Annotated in this window: 18 protein-coding genes; 8 read left to right on the top strand and 10 right to left on the bottom strand. The window is 74.3% G+C overall.

The features are described 5' to 3' along the window. Positions 1-34: 34 nt before the first annotated feature. A complete protein-coding gene (locus tag LWC35_RS01930; RefSeq protein ID WP_232868110.1) occupies positions 35-1468 on the top strand; it encodes an amidohydrolase family protein in 1434 nt (477 codons plus the stop codon). On the opposite strand, the gene LWC35_RS01925 is transcribed toward LWC35_RS01930, so the two are convergent. Next, entirely contained in the window at positions 1438-1887 is a 450-nt protein-coding gene (locus LWC35_RS01925) for an SDR family NAD(P)-dependent oxidoreductase (RefSeq protein WP_232868307.1), read from the bottom strand. The genes LWC35_RS01930 and LWC35_RS01925 overlap by 31 nt on opposite strands. 139 nt (positions 1888-2026) lie before the next feature. Between LWC35_RS01925 and LWC35_RS01920 the strand changes: the two genes are divergently transcribed. Next, positions 2027-3193 (top strand): glycosyltransferase, encoded by a 1167-nt coding sequence (locus LWC35_RS01920; RefSeq protein ID WP_232868109.1) that lies wholly within the window; start codon positions 2027-2029, stop codon positions 3191-3193. Positions 3194-3202: 9 nt separating this feature from the next. Here the strand turns inward: LWC35_RS01920 and LWC35_RS01915 are convergent, their stop codons facing one another. The 3 genes from LWC35_RS01915 to LWC35_RS01905 form a co-directional block, all read right to left on the bottom strand. After that, positions 3203-4786: an MFS transporter gene (locus LWC35_RS01915; protein ID WP_232868108.1), complete on the bottom strand. Its 1584-nt coding sequence runs from the start codon at positions 4784-4786 to the stop codon at positions 3203-3205. 80 nt (positions 4787-4866) lie between these two features. Beyond that, on the bottom strand, positions 4867-5067 hold the full coding sequence (locus LWC35_RS01910) for a hypothetical protein (RefSeq protein ID WP_232868107.1): 201 nt from the start codon (positions 5065-5067) through the stop codon (positions 4867-4869). Positions 5068-5158: 91 nt separating this feature from the next. Further along, positions 5159-7222 (bottom strand): NAD(+) synthase, encoded by a 2064-nt coding sequence (locus tag LWC35_RS01905; RefSeq protein ID WP_232868106.1) that lies wholly within the window; start codon positions 7220-7222, stop codon positions 5159-5161. Between the two features lie 340 nt (positions 7223-7562). Here LWC35_RS01905 and LWC35_RS38855 point away from each other — a divergent pair, with 340 nt between their 5' ends. Genes LWC35_RS38855 through LWC35_RS01895 form a run of 3 tightly spaced genes read left to right on the top strand, consistent with a single transcriptional unit; the run spans position 7563 to position 9042 of the window. After that, a complete protein-coding gene (locus LWC35_RS38855) occupies positions 7563-7685 on the top strand; it encodes a hypothetical protein (RefSeq protein ID WP_269803433.1) in 123 nt (40 codons plus the stop codon). Positions 7686-7699: 14 nt separating this feature from the next. Further along, entirely contained in the window at positions 7700-8275 is a 576-nt protein-coding gene (locus tag LWC35_RS01900; RefSeq protein WP_232868105.1) for an alpha/beta hydrolase family protein, read from the top strand. A gap of 38 nt (positions 8276-8313) precedes the next feature. After that, complete coding sequence (locus LWC35_RS01895) at positions 8314-9042, top strand: GntR family transcriptional regulator (RefSeq protein ID WP_232868104.1); 729 nt, start codon at positions 8314-8316, stop codon at positions 9040-9042. Between the two features lie 27 nt (positions 9043-9069). Here LWC35_RS01895 and LWC35_RS01890 read toward each other — a convergent pair whose 3' ends face one another. Next, positions 9070-10026: an SDR family NAD(P)-dependent oxidoreductase gene (locus LWC35_RS01890; RefSeq protein ID WP_232868103.1), complete on the bottom strand. Its 957-nt coding sequence runs from the start codon at positions 10024-10026 to the stop codon at positions 9070-9072. Positions 10027-10152: 126 nt separating this feature from the next. Between LWC35_RS01890 and LWC35_RS01885 the strand changes: the two genes are divergently transcribed. After that, complete coding sequence (locus LWC35_RS01885; RefSeq protein WP_232868102.1) at positions 10153-10749, top strand: TetR/AcrR family transcriptional regulator; 597 nt, start codon at positions 10153-10155, stop codon at positions 10747-10749. Between the two features lie 15 nt (positions 10750-10764). On the opposite strand, the gene LWC35_RS01880 is transcribed toward LWC35_RS01885, so the two are convergent. Continuing rightward, positions 10765-11724 carry an LLM class F420-dependent oxidoreductase gene (locus tag LWC35_RS01880; RefSeq protein WP_232868101.1) on the bottom strand — a complete coding sequence of 320 codons (960 nt, stop codon included), beginning with the start codon at positions 11722-11724 and terminating at the stop codon, positions 10765-10767. Positions 11725-11762: 38 nt separating this feature from the next. Further along, positions 11763-12230 carry a DnaJ family domain-containing protein gene (locus LWC35_RS01875; protein WP_232868100.1) on the bottom strand — a complete coding sequence of 156 codons (468 nt, stop codon included), beginning with the start codon at positions 12228-12230 and terminating at the stop codon, positions 11763-11765. Positions 12231-12311: 81 nt separating this feature from the next. On the opposite strand from LWC35_RS01875, the gene LWC35_RS01870 reads away from it, so the two are divergent. Beyond that, positions 12312-12836 (top strand): pyridoxamine 5'-phosphate oxidase family protein, encoded by a 525-nt coding sequence (locus LWC35_RS01870; protein ID WP_232868099.1) that lies wholly within the window; start codon positions 12312-12314, stop codon positions 12834-12836. A 374-nt stretch (positions 12837-13210) separates the two neighbouring features. Here the strand turns inward: LWC35_RS01870 and LWC35_RS01865 are convergent, their stop codons facing one another. Both LWC35_RS01865 and LWC35_RS01860 read right to left on the bottom strand, forming a co-directional pair. Beyond that, positions 13211-14773: a long-chain-fatty-acid--CoA ligase gene (locus LWC35_RS01865; RefSeq protein WP_232868098.1), complete on the bottom strand. Its 1563-nt coding sequence runs from the start codon at positions 14771-14773 to the stop codon at positions 13211-13213. Positions 14774-14856: 83 nt separating this feature from the next. Continuing rightward, positions 14857-15984 carry an NDMA-dependent alcohol dehydrogenase gene (locus tag LWC35_RS01860; protein WP_232868097.1) on the bottom strand — a complete coding sequence of 376 codons (1128 nt, stop codon included), beginning with the start codon at positions 15982-15984 and terminating at the stop codon, positions 14857-14859. Positions 15985-16296: 312 nt separating this feature from the next. On the opposite strand from LWC35_RS01860, the gene LWC35_RS41215 reads away from it, so the two are divergent. Continuing rightward, positions 16297-16536, top strand: coding sequence for a hypothetical protein (locus tag LWC35_RS41215; protein ID WP_308194434.1), 240 nt, complete (start codon positions 16297-16299; stop codon positions 16534-16536). A gap of 94 nt (positions 16537-16630) precedes the next feature. Here LWC35_RS41215 and LWC35_RS01850 read toward each other — a convergent pair whose 3' ends face one another. Further along, complete coding sequence (locus LWC35_RS01850) at positions 16631-17707, bottom strand: YeiH family protein (protein ID WP_232868096.1); 1077 nt, start codon at positions 17705-17707, stop codon at positions 16631-16633. Positions 17708-17730: the final 23 nt, after the last annotated feature.

Genomic DNA, 17730 nt, shown 5'->3' with positions numbered 1-17730 from the left:
GGACGTTGGTCCGAAGATCGCGAGGAGCGAGCCGATGAGCGAGTCGACCGACGGGCGCCCGATCGTCCTCCGGGGCGGGACCGTGCTGACGATGGACGCGGACAGGCGCGTCCTCGCCGGGCAGGACGTGCTCGTCGGCGGCGGCCGGATCACCGCGCTCGGCCCGGACCTCGCGGTGCCCGAAGGCACCGTCGAGATCGACGCGACCGGCGGGATCGTCATGCCGGGGATGATCGACACGCACCGGCACATGTGGCAGACGGCGATGCGCGGCTACGGCGCCGACTGGACGCTGACCCAGTACTTCGTCTGGTACTACCTGGAGTGGGGCAAGGCCTTCCGCCCCGAGGACGTGTACGCGGGCAACCTGCTCTCGGCGCTCGAGGCGCTCGACGCCGGCGTCACCACCACCGTCGACTGGTCGCACGGCCTGCAGACCGTCGACCACGCCGACGCCGCCGTCGACGCGCTGCAGGCGGTGCCGGGACGGTTCGTGCTGGCCTACGGCAACATCCAGCAGGCGCCCGCCGAGTGGACCGCGGCGCCGGGGTTCCGGGACTTCGTCGCCCGCCGCCGCCACGACCTGTTCGGCTTCCAGATGGCTTTCGACGTGACCGGCGACCCGGCGTTCCCGGAGAAGCCGGCGTTCGAGGTGGCCCGGGAGCTGGGCGCGCCGGTCACCACGCACGCCGGGGTCTGGGGCGCCACGAACGACGACGGCATCCGGCTCATGCACGAGCACGGCTTCATGACCCCCGAGACGGTCTACGTGCACGCCGCGACCCTCGCCGCGGACTCCTACCACCGGATCGCCGCCACCGGCGGCTCCGCGTCGGTGTCCACGGAGAGCGAGCAGAGCGCCGGGCAGGGCTACCCGCCCACCTGGGCGCTGCGGATGCACGGCATCCCGGTGTCGCTGTCGATGGACACCTCCGTGTGGTGGAGCGGCGACCTGTTCTCGGCCATGCGCACCACGCTCGGCGCGGACCGCTCGCGCGAGCACCTGGAGGCGCACGCCAAGGGCGACACCGTCACCCACGCCGCGCTGCGTGCCGAGCAGGTCGTGGAGTGGGCGACGCTCGGCGGGGCCCGCGCCCTGGGCCGTGAGTCCGAGCTGGGCAGCCTCGAGGTGGGCAAGGCCGCCGACGTGGTGCTGATCCGCAACGAGCACTCGCCGGTGATGTTCCCGCTGCTCCACCCCTACGGGCACGTGGCTCTCCAGGCGCAGCGCGGCGACGTCGACACGGTGCTGGTGGGCGGCCGGATCGTGAAGCGGGCGGGCCGGCTGGTCGACGTCGACCTCGCCGCCGCGCGGGCGACGGTGGAGCGGACCGTCGAGCACCTGCGGTCGACCCTCGGCGAGCAGGCCTGGGCGCAGGGCCTGAACCCCGACGTCCCCGAGACGAAGATCCTCGACAACCCGTACACCTACACCGACTACCAGTCCGCCGCGACGCACGGCGGGTGAGTCACGCCGGTCACGCCGGCACCGGGAGCGCGACGCCGGTGAGCCGCTCGGACTCGGCCCAGAGCCGGGCGGCCAGGTCGGCGTCCCGCGCCCGGCGCGGCGTTGTCGACCAGGGTGTCGACGGGCGTGCCCGCGGCGAGCAGGTCGGCCGCGAACTCCTCGACGGACACGAGGTCGGCCAGGTCGACCCGGCGGACCTCCAGCTGCGCCGCGGGGTGCTCGCGCAGGATCTCGGCCTTCGCGGCCTCGCCCTTCTCCGGCGTCCGGACAGCCAGGACCATTCGGGCGCCGGCCCCGGCGAGCCGCCGTGCGGCCTCCTTGCCGGTGCCGCTGTTGGCCCCGGTGACGACGACGAGCTTCCGCGCTACTTCGACTCCCGCGAGGCCGTGCTCCTGGAGCCGCTCGTGGCCGAGTGGCAGGCGCTGCTCGCCGACCTCGCCGAGCGCCTGCCGGCCGCGGTCACCGCCGACGACAGGGCGGCCCGCCGGGAGGAGCTCGCGGGCCTCGCCGCGCGCGGCGGGTGACCGGTACGCCGCGCAACGGTCCTAGATTGGACGGGTGCGCGTCCTGATCTCGAGCATCGCCGCCCACGGGCACACCTACCCGCTGCTGCCCTTCGCGATCGCGGCGCGTGCGGCCGGGCACGAGGTGTCCTACGCGACGGCGCCGAGCTTCCACCCGCTCGTCGAGCGGCTCGGGTTCCGGCCGGTCGCGGCCGGCGGCGAGATCCGGGAGGCGTTCGGGCAGGTGTGGGCGCAGTCGGGCAAGGACCCGAGCGCCCGGTTCACCACCCCGCCGGACGAGGTGATGGCGATGGCCGGGCGGGTCTTCGGCGAGGTGCTGCCGCGCCGCACCGCCGCGGACCTCGCGCCGGTGCTGGCGGAGCTGCGCCCGGACGTCGTGGTGCACGAGGCGGGCGACCTCGGCGCCGGACTCGCGGCGAAGGTGGCGGGCGTGCGCGGGCTGTGCCACGGGTTCGGCCGGGTGGCGGGCGGGAAGCTGCTCGCCCGCGCCGGCGACCACGTCGGCGGACTGGCTGCGGAGCTGGGCCTGGACCCCGCGGCCGTCGCCGGGCCGGGGCTCGGCGACCCCTTCCTCGACATCTGTCCCGGGTCGCTGCAGGACCCGGACTTCCTGGCCGCGTTCACGCCGGACCGGGCGCCCCGGGTGCCGCTGCGTCCGGTGCCGTTCGCGGAACCCGCGCCCCTGCCGGACTGGGTGGGCGAGCCGGGTCCTCCCCTGGTCTACCTCACCCTCGGCACGGCGTTCGCCGAGGGGAGCGTGCTACGGACGGCGATCCGGGCGCTCGGGCGGCTGCCCGCCCGGGTCCTCGTCGCGGCGGGGCCGATGATCGACGCCGCCCTGGTCGACGACCTGCCCGCGACCGTGCGTGTCGAGCAGTGGGTGCCGCAGGCGGACCTGCTGCCGTACGCCGCGCTCGTCGTGCACCACGGTGGGTCGGGCACCACGCTCGGCGCGCTGGCGAACGGGGTGCCGCAGCTGGTCCTGCCGCAGGGCGCCGACCAGTTCGACAACGCCGGGGCCGTGGTCTCCGTCGGCGCCGGCCGGCGGCTGCTGCCCGGCGAGGCGACGACCGAGGCCGTCGCCGAGACCGCGTCGTCGCTGCTCACGGACCCGGAACCCCGGGCCGTCGCCGCAGCGGTGGCCCGGGAGATCGCCGCGATGCCGTCGCCCGCCGAGGTCGTCGCCGCCCTGCTGATCTGACCCATCTGGTCAGGCCGGACAGGGCTCGGGCTGCGGCGCGGGCACGCCGGACGCGGTCTGCTCGGCCGGCCGCGCGTGCCGGAGGGCCACGCCCGCGACGACGGCGATGACCACCGCGAGGCAGCCGGCGGCGAACGAGGTGACCTGCATGCCGGTCACGAACGCCTCGCGGGCCACCCCGAGCAGCGCGCCGCCCACGGGCGCCGGCAGCTCGGCCGCCACGCGCGCGGCCCCGCCCAGTGTGTCCTCGGCGGCGGCCGCCGCCTCGGCGGGGACCCCGGCCGGGAGCGCCCCGGCGATCCCGCCGCGGTAGAGCGCCACGCCGATGCTGCCCAGGACGGCGATCCCGAGCGCCCCGCCGAGCTCGGCCGCGGTCTCCGAGATGCCCGAGGCCGCGCCCGCCTTCTCCTCGGGCGCCGAGCCGACCACCATCTCGGTGGTCAGGCCGAACACCGGTCCCATTCCGAGCGAGATGACGACCGAGGCGAGGACCAGCGCGCCCAGGCCCTGCTGCGCGGTGACCGTGGTGAGCACGAACATCCCGGCGGCCGCGCAGGCCAGCCCGCCCGCGACGACGTATGCCGGCCGGGCCCCGCCGAGCACGCGCGGCGCCAGCTGGGAGGCGAGCACGAAGGCGGCGGCCGACGGCAGCGACCACAGCCCGGCCTCCAGCGCCGCCTGGCCGAGCACGAGCTGCAGGTACTGCGCGACGAAGAGGAAGTAGCCGATCATCACGAAGATCGCGAGGAAGTTGACCGCCAGCGCCGCGGTGAACCGGCGGTTCCGGAAGAGCCGCACGTCGATCATGGGCGCGGTGAGCCGGCGCTGCCGGCGCACCCACAGCGCCCCGACGAGCAGGCCGGCGGCGATCGCCCCGAACGCCCCGACGCCCGGCCCGTGCTCGGCGATGCGCTTGACGCCGAACACCACGGTGAGCAGCGCGACGACGGACAGGGCGGCGCTGAGCACGTCGAGCCGGCCGGCGGCGGGGTCGCGGAACTCCGGGAGCACGCGGGGGCCCACGACCAGCAGCGCACCCATCACCGGCAGCGCCAGCAGGAACACCGAGCCCCACCAGAAGTGGCCGAGCAGCACGCCGCCCAGCACCGGGCCGACGCCGCTGCCGGCCGAGAAGGCGCCGATCCAGATCCCGACGGCCAGCGAGCGCTCCCGCGGGTCGCGGAACATGTGGAAGATCAGCGAGAGGGTGGAGGGGGCGATCGTCGCCCCGGACAGGCCCAGCAGGGCGCGGCTCGCGATCAGCATCTCGGGCGTGGTGGAGAAGGCCGCGAGCACCGAGGTGAGGCCGAAGGCGGCGGCGCCGACGAGCAGCAGCCGCCGGCGGCCGATCCGGTCGCCGAGGGTGCCCATGGTGACGAGCGCGCCCGCGACCATGAACCCGTAGACGTCGACGATCCACAGCAGCTGGCTGCTCGACGGCCGCAGGTCCGCACTGAGCTGCGGGAGCGCGAGCTGCAGCACCGTCAGGTCCATGACGTAGAGCAGGCAGGCCAGCGCGAGCACGGCCAGGCCGGTCCACTCCCGGCGGCCCGCCCGGGCGGGCACGGAGGGCGGCGTGGTCGGCGTGCTCATCGGGGGTCTCCTTCCGCGTGGGCTACGGAAGGGGGACCGCGGCGCGGCCCGGAACTCATCGCCGGCCGCCGCCGGGCGGGTCAGAACAGGTGGAGGACGCCGTAGGAGTACGCGGTGCCCGCCAGCAGGACGCTCAGCACGGCGAGGACGACCAGGGAGGCCCGGCCCGCGGACCCGCGCTCCTCGGCGGCCGGCTCGGCGGTGAACCTCGGCGGCGCCCAGGGCTCGCGGGCGTTGAACCCCCAGCCGGAGGCTCCCCACGCTGTGTGACGGTCGGGCACGACGACTCCCTCGAACGGATGACTCCCGCCTCTGTAGTCGTCACCGACCGCCCGGCGTTACGCCGTCCGGCGCAGTGGTCGTCACACTCGATCAGCTTTCCGGCACCGCGCGGCGGATCTCGTCGAGCCAGATCCGCGCGGACATGTCCGACGGCGCCCGCCAGTCCCCGCGCGGGGAGAGCGACCCGCCCGCGGAGACCTTCGGGCCGTTCGGCAGCGCGCTGCGCTTGAACTGGCTGAACGAGAAGAACCGCTGCGCGAACACCTCGCTCCAGCGCCGGACGTCCGCCATCGAGTAGCTCGGGCGCTCGTCCTCCGGGAACCCGGGCGGCCAGGGGCCCTGCGCCGGGTCGTGCCAGGCGTGCCACTGCAGGAACGCGATCTTCGACGGCCGCATCCCGTAGCGGAGGGTGTAGAAGAGCGTGAAGTCCTGCAGGGAGTAGGGCCCCACCTTGGCCTCGCTGCTCTGGACCTCCTCGTCCTCGCCGGTCGGCACCAGCTCCGGGGTGATCTCCGTGTCGAGGACGTCGGTGAGGACCGCGCCCACCTCGTCGTCGAACTGCTTCGACGAGACGACCCAGCGGATCAGGTGCTGGATCAGGGTCTTCGGCACGCCGCCGTTGACGTTGTAGTGCGACATCTGGTCGCCGACGCCGTAGGTCGACCACCCGAGGGCGAGCTCGGAGAGGTCGCCGGTGCCGAGCACGATCCCGCCGCGCTGGTTGGCCGCCCGGAACAGGTAGTCGGTGCGCAGGCCGGCCTGGACGTTCTCGAAGGTCACGTCGTAGACGGGCTCGCCGGAGGAGAACGGGTGGTCGAGGTTGCGCAGCATCAGCCGCGCGGACTCGGTGATGTCGATCTCCTCGAAGGTGACGCCCAGGGCCTCGGCCAGCCGGTAGGCGTTGCCCTTCGTCCGGTCGCCGGTGGCGAAGCCGGGCAGGGTGAACCCGAGGATGTCGCTGCGCGGGCGGCCGGCCCGGTCCATCGCCCGTGCCGCCACGATCAGCGCGTGCGTGGAGTCGAGGCCGCCGGACACGCCGATGACGACCTTGGGGTCGCCGATCGCCCGCATCCGCTGCTCCAGCCCGGAGACCTGGATGTTGTAGGCCTCGTAGCAGTCCTGTTCGAGCCGGGACTCGTCGGCGGGCACGAACGGGAAGCGCTCCACCTCGCGACGCAGGCCGAGGTCGCCGCGCGGGGGGTCGAGCCGGAACTCGACGCGCCGGAAGGCGCCCGTGCGGTCGGCGTGGTGGCGGCGGTTGTCGTCGAACGTGCCCATCCGTACCCGTTCGGCGCAGAGGGTCTCGAGGTCGACGTCGGCGACGGACTGCCGCGCCCCCTGCGGGAAGCGTTCGGTCTCGGCGAGCAGGACGCCGTTCTCGTAGATCATCGTCTGGCCGTCCCACGCGAGGTCGGTCGACGACTCGCCCTCGCCGGCGGCGGCGTAGACGTACGCGGCCAGGCAGCGCGAGGAGGCGCTGCGGCTCATCAGCTTCCGGTCCTCGGCGCGGCCGACGGTGATCGGGCTGCCGGAGAGGTTGGCCAGCACCGTCGCGCCGGCCAGCGCGGCCTCGGCCGAGGGCGGGATCGGCACCCACATGTCCTCGCAGATCTCCACGTGCAGCACGAAGCCGGGCACGTCGGAGGCGGCGAAGAGCAGGTCGGGGCCGATCGGCACGTCCTCGCCGCCGATCCGGACCGTGCCGGTGACGTCGTCGCCCGCGCCGATCTGGCGGCGCTCGTAGAACTCGCGGTAGGTCGGCAGGTAGGACTTCGGCGCCACCCCGAGGACCCGTCCCCGGTGGATCACGACGGCGCAGTTGCGCACGCGCTGGCGGTGCCGCAGGGGTGCGCCCACCACCAGCACCGGCAGCAGTTCCGCCGAGCCGGCCACGACGTCGTCGAGCGCCGCGGCCGCCGCGTCGAGGAGCGTGTCCTGCAGGAGGATGTCCTCGATCGAGTAGCCGGTCAGCGTCAGCTCGGGGAAGACCGCGAGGCCGACCCCGTCCTCGGCGAGTGCGCGCGCCGTCTCCAGGACGGCGGCGGCGTTCGCCGCCGGGTCGGCGATCGTCGTGTGGATCGTGCAGGCGGCCGTGCGCAGGAAGCCGTGCCGGTAGGCCGAGTAGAAGTCCTCCACACCGGCAGTCTGCCCCACGTGATCGGCCGGTAATCCCGCCGGGGACATCGGTTCGACGACGAGGGGTGGCCGGCCGGGCCCGCCGGCGCCCGACCCTGCCCGTCCGTGCCCGCGGAACGACCCGCGGCTCCGGCATCCGGGCGATCGACCGTCCTCCGGAACCGCCCTACGCTGCGGCTTCCGGCCATCCACGGAGGACACCCGTGTCGATCCCCGCGCCCGCCCCGATCCCCGTCGTCCTCGTCCACGGACTCTGGCTGCACGCGACGAGCTGGACGCCGTGGCTCGAGCTGCTCACCGAGCGCGGCTACGCGCCCGTCGCCCCGGGCTGGCCCGGCGAGGCGCCGAGCATCGAGGAGTGCCGGCCGATCCGGAGGCGGTCGCGAACCGCGGCCTCTCCGTGGTCACGGACCACTTCGCGGCGCTGATCTCCGAGCTGCCGGACCGGCCGATCGTGATCGGCCACTCGTTCGGCGGCTGATCGCCGAGAAGCTGATGGGCCAGGGCTGCGCCCGGGCGTGCATCGCGCTGTCGCCGGCCCAGTTCAAGGGCAACCTGGTGCTCCCGCCCGCGCAGCTGAGGACGGCGTTCCCGGTCCTCGGCAAGCCGCGGCTGCGCACCCGGAGCTGGATCCACTCGAAGGACTCCTGGCACGCGGGCTTCGCCAATGCCGTCGGCCGGGAGGAGTCCGACGCCCTGTACGACGCCTACGCCGTCCCCTCGCCGATGAAGCCGCTGTTCCAGGCCGCGACCGCCAACTTCGCGCTGCACAGCGAGGCCTCGGTCGACGTGCACCGCGACCGCGGGCCCCTGCTCGTCGTCGGCGCCGGGAAGGACCGGACGGTGCCGCAGGCGACGAGCCGGGCCGCGTACCGGATCCTCTCGCGCAGCCCCGGCGTGACCGAGTGGGCCGCGCTCCCCGGGGCCGGCCACTCGTTCGTCGTCGACTCGACCTGGCGGCAGGCCGCGGACCTGGCCCTGGACTTCCTCGCCCGGCACGGGATGGGAGCGGCGAGCCCGGCCGGGCCCGCCGGCGCCGCGCCCGCGCCGGCCGACCCGGCCCCCGCCTGATCTCCGGCGCGGCGCCGGGGGCCCCGTAGGCTGCCGGGATGGCGATCCCGGTCGGGACGGAGCGACGCCAGCTGTCCGAGCACGTCGCGATGGTCGTGCGCGAGGCGATCATGTCCGGGGAGCTCCGCGGCGCGGACTACCTGCGTACGGAGCAGCTCGCCGAGCGGCTCGGGGTGAGCGCCACGCCGGTCCGCGAGGCGCTGATGGTGCTGCACAGCGAGGGCGCGGTGCGCTGGGAGCCCCGGCGCGGGTTCCGGGTGGTGCCGCTGACCGAGCGCGACGTCGTGGACATGTTCGCCGTGGCCGCGTTCATCGAGGGTGAGCTGGCGGCGCGGGCCGTGGACCTGCTCCCCGACGCCGAGGTGGGCCGGCTGCACGAGATGCAGGGCGTGCTGGCCGACGCCGCCCGGGCCGGCGATCTCGACGAGGTGTTCCAGGTCAACCACGAGATCCACTCGGCGATCAACCGGCCGGGCCTCTCCGCGCGGCTGCAGACCCAGCTCACGATGTCGCTGAAGTACCTGCCGCGCAGCCACTACGGCCGGGTCGACGGCTGGGTCGAGGCCTCGGTGCGCGACCACGGCCCGGTGCTCGCGGCACTGGCCGCCCGGGACGCGGAGGCGGCCCGGGCGGCCATGCGCGACCACATGCTGCACATCGGCGAGCTGCTGCGGGCCCACCTGGACCGGGTCGGGGTGTTCGGCGCCGGAGGCGGAGCCGACCCTCGGTCCGGAGGCGAAGCCGACCCTCGGTCCGGAGGCAGATGATCCTCGATCCTGAGCCGGAGCCGAGCGTCAGACCCTGATCGTCGCCATCGAGACGTCCCACAGCCGCTCCGCCGACTCCGGGTCCACGGCGTAGTCCGCGACGCCCCGGTAGGTGCCCGGCACGTGCCGCCCGGCCTCCGCGCAGTCCTCGAAGTAGCGCCCGCCGATGCCCTCCACCAGGGGCGATGCGGCGAGCAGCACCGAGGTCGCGGCCCCCTGCTCGGGCGTCTTCCAGCCCGTCGCGGCGCCCCGTTCCTCCAGTGCGACGCGGTCCGCCGGGCCGAGGTGGCGCTGCAGGTTGGTCCGGATCCCGCCCGGGCTGAGCGCGTTGACGTGGATGCCGTCCCCGCCCCACTGGCGGTTGGCCTGCACCGCGAACAGCACGTTCGCGGTCTTGGACTGCCCGTAGGCGGTCCACGGGTCGTAGGCGCGGCCGTGGAAGTGCACGTCGTCGAACACGATCGGCGAGCGCAGGTGCGCCGCCGAGGACACCGACACCACCCGCGCCCCGTCCGCGGCGACGAGCGCCGGGTGCAGGCCGGTGGCGAGGGCGAAGTGCCCGAGGTGGTTGGTGGCGAACTGCAGCTCCCAGTGGTCGGCGGTCCGGGTCAGCGGCGCGGCCATGACCCCGGCGTTGAGGACCAGCATGTGGAGCGGGCCGTCCCAGTTGGCCACGAAGGCCCGGATGGACGTGCGGTCGGTGAGGTCGAGCCGGGCGACCGAGACGAGCTCGTTGCCGGTGGTCCGGGTGATCTCGGCGGCGGTGGCCGCGCCCGCGTCGAGATCGCGGACGGCGAGGGTCACGCAGGCGCCGGCGGAGGCGAGCGCGCGGGCGGTCTCCAGCCCGATGCCGGAGGCCCCGCCGGTGACGACGGCGCGGCGGCCGCCCAGGTCGAGGCCCGCGACGACCTCGGCGGCGGTGGTGTCGGCCCCGAACGGGCCGGTGAAGGGGCGGGAGATCGAGGGGGTGAACGTGACGGTCATGGGAACCCCTTCCGCGAGGATCGTGGCACGCCCGGCCCGAGGCCCGGACGCGTACAGTGCAACCGGAGCTGCCTCCGGTCCGAACCCGGGTGAACCGGAGGCTGTTCCGGTTGGCAGGAGACAGTGATGCAGGTCACAGCAGGAGGCGGCGCGGTGGCGGAGTCGGGACGGCCGCTGCGCGCGGACGCGCGGCGCAACCGTGAACGGCTGCTCGAGGTGGCCGTCGAGGCCTTCTCCCAGCCCGGCCGGGACGTCTCGCTGGAGGGCATCGCCAAGGCGGCGGGCGTCGGGATCGGCACGCTCTACCGGCACTTCCCCACGCGGGAGGCCCTGGTCGAGGCCGCCTACCGCAGTGAGGTCGCCCGGCTGTGCGACGCGGTCCCGGGCCTGCTCGAGGCCGAGCCGCCGGACCGCGCGATGCGGACCTGGATGGACCGCTTCGTCGACTACATGACGGCCAAGCGCGGGATGGCCGACACCCTGCGGGCGATCGTGGCGACCGGCGGCAACCCGTACGCCGAGACGAAGGCGCGCATGCGGGAGGCGGTCGGCAGCTTCCTCGAGGCCGGCGCGAAGGAGGGCACCCTGCGCGCCGACGTCGACCCCGGGGACGTGATCGCGGCGCTGTCCGGGATCACGCTGTCGGCGGGCGCGCCCGAGCAGCGCGAGCAGGCCGGCCGGCTGCTCGACCTGGTGATGGACGGGCTGCGGCCCCGGAGCTGAGCCGGCGGCGCCGCCCTACCGCGGCGCCAGGGCCTCGACGGTCGCGACCGGGTCCCCACCGCCCAGCGGCGCCAGCACGGGCGTGGTCACTCCCGCCTTCACATAGGCCTCCACCTGCTCGCGCACCGCCGCGGCGGGGCCGTGCAGCACCAGCCGGTCGACGACGTCGTCGGGGATCGCCTCGACCGCCCCGCGCCGGTCCCCGTCCGCCCACAGCTTCCACATCGGCCCGAGCTCGGTGCGGCCCAGCCACTGGTGGAAGGCCTTGTAGACCGGGACGTTGAGGTACGCGGCGGTGAGCCGGCGGCCGATCGCGCGGGCCTCGTCGGGCTCCATGCCGGGCGCCACGAAGATCCGGGCCACGATCTCGGCCTCGGGCTTGCCGTACTCGCGCACGTGCGGCGCGACGGCCCGGACGTCGTCGGCCGTGAGCCAGTTGACGATCGCGCCGTCGCCCTCCCGCCCGGCGAGCCGCAGCATCCCGGGCCGCAGGGCGGCGACCAGCACCGGCGGCACCTGCTCGGGCACCTCGCCGAGCCGGAACCCGCGCACCCTGAACGACGCCCACTCCTCGGACACCCGTTCGCCGGTGAACGCCGCGCGGAGGAAGCGCAGGACGTCGCGTACCCGGCCGTACGGCTCCGTGAAGGGGATCCCGTTCCAGCCCTCCACGATCACGTCGGACGAGCTGCCGATGCCCAGCGCGAACCGGCCGGGCGCCAGGTTGGCCAGGGTGGCCGCCGACTGGGCGAGCAGGGCGGGGCCGCGGGTGAAGGCGGGCACGATCGCAGTGCCCAGGCGCAGGGCGGGGGCCCACTGCGCGGCCAGGACCAGCGGCGTGAACGCGTCCGTCCGGTCCGCCTCGGCGCTCCAGGCGTCCGTGTAGCCGAGGTCGGGGAGCCGTTCGAGCACCGCGCGCTGCTCGCGGAGCGGGAGACCGGAGAGCGGCAGGGTGATGCCCCAGCGGTCGGGCACGAGGTACCTCCACGAGCGACGGTGATCTTTTCCGGACGCTAGTTCGCCCGGGCCCCCCGGCGCCACCACCGCTGGCGTCGCGGCGCGGGTGGCTCCTCGGTGCGGGCGCGGCGGAGGGACTCCGAGCGCGCCGCCCGGTGGGCCCGCCAGGCCTCCACGACGGCCGCGGGGTCGGCGCGGCGCAGCGGGACCCGCGGGCCGTCGGGCGCGCGCAGGTAGGCGGCGACGCGGGCGTCGAGCTCGGCGACGAGCTCGCGCACGGCCTTCTCGGTGGGCAGGTCCCGGACGGTCTCCGGCAGCCGCTCGATCTCCTTGCGGAGCCGGATCGGGGTGGGCAGCAGCACGTCGGACGGCACGCCCTCTCGCCGCAGGTAGCCCTTGATCCACCAGTTCTCGTCCGCGTCGGCCAGGTTCGGCAGCGGCTTGCCCTTGCCGGGCAGGTCGTCGAACTCGCCGCGTTCCACGGCCTCGCGGATGGCCTTCTCGACGGCGGACTCGTACCTCATGGAGCACCCCCGCCCCCACGGTAGGCGATGAGTTCCGGGTCCGCGGGCGGTCCACCGCACGACGACCCGAGGAGGCCCGCCATGACCCGCACGCTCGAGCCCGTGACCGAGTTCGACGGCCGCTACAGCGAGCCCGCCGCGCAGCCGACGCCGTGGAGGACCACCCGGGCCCGGCTCGCCGACGCGCCGCTGTACTGGGTCTCGACGATCCGGCCCGGGGGCCGCCGTCCGCACGTCACGCCCTTGATCGGGGTCTGGCACGAGGGCGCGCTGCACTTCTGCACCGGGGCGGGGGAGCGCAAGGCCCGCAACCTCGCGCAGACCCCGGGGTGTGTGGTGACGACCGGCTGCAACGACCTGGACCGCGGGCTCGACGTCGTGGTCGAGGGCGAGGCCGTCCGCGTCACGGACACCGCGGCGCTGCAGGCCGTGGCCGACGCCTACGTGGCGAAGTACGGCGAGGAGTGGCACTTCGACGTCGCCGGGGACGACACCGACGGGGTCTTCGTCGGCGACGGCGGCCCGGCGCTGGTGTACGCCGTGGCGCCGGAGGCGGTGTGGGCCTTCGCGAAGGACACCTACGGGCAGACCCGGTACCGCTTCTGAGGGTCCGGGCGCGGGGACCAGGGTAGGGCGGGGCGGGTCAGGAGAAGGCGTCGGCCACGGCCTGCGGCCGCCGGTATCCTCGGCGGGGGCCGCAAGGAGATCGGACGCGTCATGGAACCATAACGCGCTCAGCGGCCTCGAGTTCAAGCGTTATGGAACCATAACGCGCTGAGGGGTCGAGCGATCGAGTGTCATGGCTCAGAGTGCGCTCACCTAGACATCGGCGCGTCATGGAACCATAACGCTTACAGGAGACCCGGATCGGAGCGTTATGGAACCATAACGCTTACACGAGCCCCAGATTTGGGCGTTATGGAACCATAACGCGGTCTCGGCTCCCGGACTCGCGCATGATGGCTCCATGATGCGCAAGCTCAGCGCACCTGCTGGCGCAGCACCGGCTTGAGGACCTTGCCCGAGGCGTTGCGGGGCAGCGCGTCGACCACCAGCAGCCGGGTCGGCTTCTTGTACGAGGCGAGGCGGGTGCGGCACCACTCGGCGAGGTCGTCGAGCGACGGCGGCGCGGCGGGGTCCAGCGGCACGACCACGGCGACCGGGGTCTCGCCCCACTTCTCGTGCGGGGCGGCGACCACGGCGACGTCGGCCACCGCGGGGTGCCCGGCCAGGACGTTCTCCACCTCGGCGCAGTAGATGTTCTCCCCGCCGGAGATGATCATGTCCTTCTTCCGGTCGACGACGTAGAGGAACCCCTCCTCGTCCTCGCGCACCAGGTCGCCGGAGTGGAACCAGCCGCCGGCGAAGGCCTCCTCGGTCGCCTCGGGCAGGTTCCAGTAGCCGGACATGAGGTTCGGGCCGCGGTAGACGATCTCGCCGATCTCGCCCTGCGCCACGTCCTTCATCTCGTCGTCGACGATCCGGATGGCCACGGCCGGCACCGGCCGGCCCACGGAGCCGATCTTGCGGATCGCGTCCTCGCCCTCCAGCACGGTCGTGACCGGCGACATCTCGGTCTGGCCGAAGGTGCACACGTTGGGCACACCGGGAAAGGTCTCGGCCATCCGCTCCAGCAGGGTGACCGACGCCGGGGCCGCACCCCAGCACATCACGCGCAGGTGCGCGGCCCGCTTCCCGGCCTCGGGCACGCCGACCACCGCCTGCCACTGCGCGGGGACGAGGAACACGTGCGTGACCCGCTCGCGCTGCAGGACGTCGACCAGCCCGTCGGGGTCGAACTGGCCGCTGGGCAGGATCACCGTGGTGCCACCGGTCGCGATCAGCGGGGCGATGCTGCCGATCGCCGCGATGTGGAACATCGGCGAGGCGCAGAGGTTGACCTCGTCCTCGCGGTAGAGGCGCCAGTAGCGGATCAGCGTCTGGGTCTGCACGGACAGGTTGAGGTGGCTGAGCACCGCGCCCTTGGGCCGCCCGGTGGTGCCGGACGTGTACATGATCAGCGCCGGGTCGTGCTCGTCGATGTCGACGTCGTGCAGCGGGCGTTCGGGCCCGGCGGCCAGCTCGTCGAACGGCAGGGAGCCGGGGCCCGCCGCGGCCGGGTCGGCCCCGGTGACCAGCACGACACCGGGACCGGCGAGCGTGCCGCGGACCTGCGCCGCGAGCGGGGCGAGGTCGGCGTCGACGGCCAGCGCGACGGCCCCGCTGTCGCCCAGGATGAACGCGACCTCCTCGGCGGAGAGCCGGAAGTTCACCGGCACCGCGATGGCGCGCAGGGCGTTCGCGGCGAGCACGGCCTCGATGAACTCGGGCCGGTTGCTCATCAGCACCCCGACCCGGTCGCCCTCGCCGACGCCCTGCTCGGCCAGCGCCCCCGCGAGTGCGCGGACCCGGCCACGCAGCCGCGTCCAGGTGATCCGCTCGCCGCGGAAGACGAGGGCGGTCCGGTCGGGCATCTGGTGGGCGTGCCGATCGATCTGCGCGATCCAGTGCTGGCCGCTGCCGGGGAGTCGCGAGGACGTCATCGTTCTCCTGAGGTCGCCTGGACGTGGTCATCCTCCGGCGGCGGGACGTCCCGCCGCCGGAGGAGAGCTTGCCTGACCGCGGCCTACCAGTCGGCCTCGCCGTAGCGGACGACTCCTCGCAGGTTCTTCCCGTCGCGCATGTCCTGGTAGCCCTGGTTGATCTCGTCGAGCGTGTAGGTGCGGGTGACGAGCTCGTCGAGCTTGAGCCGGCCCGCGCGGTACTCGTCGAGCAGCTTCGGGATCTGGGTGCGCGGGCTGATCCCGCCGAAGATCGCGCCCTGGATCCGCTTCTGCAGCAGGGCCAGCTCGAACAGCCCCACCTTGGCGTCGATCTGCTGCATGTCCGCGATCGCCGTGACGACGACCTGGCCGCCCTTCGCCGTGAGGTCCAGCGCGGGCTGGATCATGTCGCCCTCGAGCTCGCCGACGGTCAGCGCCACGGTGTCGGCCATGGTGCCCCAGGTGAGGTCGCGGAGCGGCTCGAGCGCCTCCGACATGGAGGAGAAGGTGTGGGTGGCGCCGAACTCCATGGCCCATTCGCGCTTGTAGGCCACCGGGTCGACGGCGACGACCATCCGGGCGCCCGCCGCGGCCGCACCCTGCACCGCGTTGATGCCGACGCCGCCGACGCCGACGACCACCACGACGTCGCCGGCCTTGGTGCCGCCGATCGAGGCGGTGGAGCCCCAGCCGGTGGAGACCCCGCAGCCGAGCAGGGCCGCGGTGGCCAGGTCGACGTCCTTCTCGATCTTGATCACGGACGACTGGTTGACGCAGACGTACGGGGAGAACGTGCCCAGCAGGCACATCGGCGACACCGGGTTGCCGGACGCGGTGATCCGGAAGGTGTCGTCGGCGATCGCCTTGCCGGTCAGCAGGTTCGCGCCCTGGTCGCAGAGGTTCTGCATGCCCTTCGAGCACGGCCGGCAGACGCCGCAGGCGGGGATGAAGCCGAGGACGACGTGGTCGCCCTCCGCCAGCCCGACGACGCCCGGGCCCACCCGGGTCACCACGCCGGCGCCCTCGTGCCCGCCGAGGACGGGGTACACGGGCACGGTGTTGGCCCCGGTGCGGACGTGCTCGTCGGAGTGGCAGAGGCCGGTGGCGGCGAGCCGGACCTGGACCTCACCCGCGACCGGATCCCCGATCTCGATCTCCTCGACCTTCCAGTCGGTGTTCGGCTCGTACAGCAGGGCACCCTTGGTCTTCACGCTTCCTCCGACGGTGGGGGTCTGACGGCGACGGCGCGAGTCTCACATGACGACGACGTCACTCTCAAGGAGGGGCTGATCGATCGTTCAGCGCCGGTCGGCGGCCGGGCGGGCGCCGGTCGCACGCCCCGCCACAGCCTCCGCATCCTCGCCGACCGCTGCCCGGTGACCACCTGTGAGGCCGCTCGTGTCCCGTCCCGACCCGTTCGGCATTCCTGTGGCCGCATCCGTCCTGTCCGCGTTCGCGCGGCCCGTCGTCCTGCGCAACGAGGTGCTGTCCGGCCTGGTCGTCGCGCTCGCCCTGATCCCGAGATGGTCGCCTTCTCGATCATCGCGGGCGTCGACGCGCGGATCGGGCTCTTCGCCTCGTTCACCACGGCCGTGAGGGTCTCCCTGGTCGGGGCCGGCCCCGCGATGATCTCCGCCGCGACCGGCGCCGAGGACCCCGCGCAGATCACGATCGACCTCTCCGGCGCGCACGTCTGCGGCGCCTCGACGGTGGCCGCGCTCGACGCCGTCACGCAGAAGTACGCGGTGTGGGGGACGCGGTGACGATCACCGGGATGAACGCCGACAGTGCGCGCCGGCACGAGGCCCTGGCGAGGCGGCCGGGCGTCGCCCGAGGCCGCTCGGGTCGCCGTCCAGGTCACAGGGCGCCGGTGACGGCCTGCAGGCCCAGACTCGTCGCGGCCACGGCGACCCACAGCAGGCCGCCGAGCAGCAGCGGGCGGAACCCGGCGGCGCGCATGTCGGCGAACCGGAGGGTGAGCCCGATGCCGGCCAGCGCCGTCGTCAGCAGGAAGGTGCCGAGCAGAGCGAGGGCGTCGTGCCATCCCGCGGGAACGAGCCCGAGGCTCTGCGCCCCGGCGGCCAGCAGGAAACCGACCAGGAACAGCGGCACGACCTTCCGCCACGGCACCCGGCGGGTACCGCCGCCGCTCCGGCGCCCGTGCAGCAGGGCCAGCGCGAGGACGACCGGCACGATCATCAGGGTCCTCGTCAGCTTGACGACGACGCCCTCCTGTGCGGCCTGCGGCCCGTAGGAGACGGCGGCGGCCACCACGGACGACGTGTCGTTGATCGCCGTGCCGGCCCACAGCCCGAACGCCGCCTGGTCCATCGCGAGCGCGTGCCCGACCACCGGGAAGAGGAGCACGGCGGCCACGTTGAAGGTCACGATCGTGCCCACGGCGTAGGCGAGGTCGGTCCGGCGGGGCTCGATCACGGACGCGACCGCGGCGATCGCCGAGGCGCCGCAGATGCCCGTTCCGACCGAGACCAGGGCCCGGGTGTCGCCGCTGACGCCGAGCAGCCGGCCGAGCAACCAGCCGCCGCCCAGCGCCACCGCGAGCGTGCCGAGCATGACCGGGAGCGACCCGAGCCCGACCCGCACCACCTGCTGCAGCGAGATGCCGGTGCCGAGCACCACGATCGACGCCTGCAGCAGCGGCCGGGCTGCCACGGCGAGCCCGGGGGCCAGGATGCGCCCCGGCCGGATCACCGCCCCCGCCGGCGCGCCCAGCAGGATCCCCAGCACCGGCCCGCCGAGCACCGGGAGGAGCCGGCCGAGGCCGGTCGCCACCGCGGCGACCGCCAGGGCGAGCGCGAGCCCCGGGCCGGCTCCGCGCACGACCCGGCCGGCACGCCCCAGCCTCGCGGTGGTGGCCCGGAGGAGCCCGACGCCCGGCAGAGCGGGTGAACCGCTGACCGGCCAGGTGCTCATCGTCTCTCCCCTCGGGATGACTG

The sequence above is a fragment of the Pseudonocardia kujensis genome (assembly GCF_021283305.1).
Classification (GTDB): Bacteria; Actinomycetota; Actinomycetes; order Mycobacteriales; family Pseudonocardiaceae; genus Pseudonocardia; species Pseudonocardia kujensis.
This window is presented reverse-complemented; position numbering and strand designations above follow the sequence as displayed.

What these genes read in the sequence shown, in the direction of transcription:
- LWC35_RS01930 (WP_232868110.1), top strand. Translation starts at nt 35, where the DNA reads ATGAGCGAGTCGACCGACGGGCGCCCGATCGTCCTCCGGGGCGGGACC.
- LWC35_RS01915 (WP_232868108.1), bottom strand. Translation starts at nt 4,786, where the DNA reads ATGAGCACGCCGACCACGCCGCCCTCCGTGCCCGCCCGGGCGGGCCGC.
- LWC35_RS01900 (WP_232868105.1), top strand. Translation starts at nt 7,700, where the DNA reads ATGGGCCAGGGCTGCGCCCGGGCGTGCATCGCGCTGTCGCCGGCCCAG.
- LWC35_RS01895 (WP_232868104.1), top strand. Translation starts at nt 8,314, where the DNA reads ATGGCGATCCCGGTCGGGACGGAGCGACGCCAGCTGTCCGAGCACGTC.
- LWC35_RS01890 (WP_232868103.1), bottom strand. Translation starts at nt 10,026, where the DNA reads ATGACCGTCACGTTCACCCCCTCGATCTCCCGCCCCTTCACCGGCCCG.
- LWC35_RS01885 (WP_232868102.1), top strand. Translation starts at nt 10,153, where the DNA reads ATGCAGGTCACAGCAGGAGGCGGCGCGGTGGCGGAGTCGGGACGGCCG.
- LWC35_RS01875 (WP_232868100.1), bottom strand. Translation starts at nt 12,230, where the DNA reads ATGAGGTACGAGTCCGCCGTCGAGAAGGCCATCCGCGAGGCCGTGGAA.
- LWC35_RS01870 (WP_232868099.1), top strand. Translation starts at nt 12,312, where the DNA reads ATGACCCGCACGCTCGAGCCCGTGACCGAGTTCGACGGCCGCTACAGC.
- LWC35_RS01865 (WP_232868098.1), bottom strand. Translation starts at nt 14,773, where the DNA reads ATGACGTCCTCGCGACTCCCCGGCAGCGGCCAGCACTGGATCGCGCAG.
- LWC35_RS41215 (WP_308194434.1), top strand. Translation starts at nt 16,297, where the DNA reads ATGGTCGCCTTCTCGATCATCGCGGGCGTCGACGCGCGGATCGGGCTC.
- LWC35_RS01850 (WP_232868096.1), bottom strand. Translation starts at nt 17,707, where the DNA reads ATGAGCACCTGGCCGGTCAGCGGTTCACCCGCTCTGCCGGGCGTCGGG.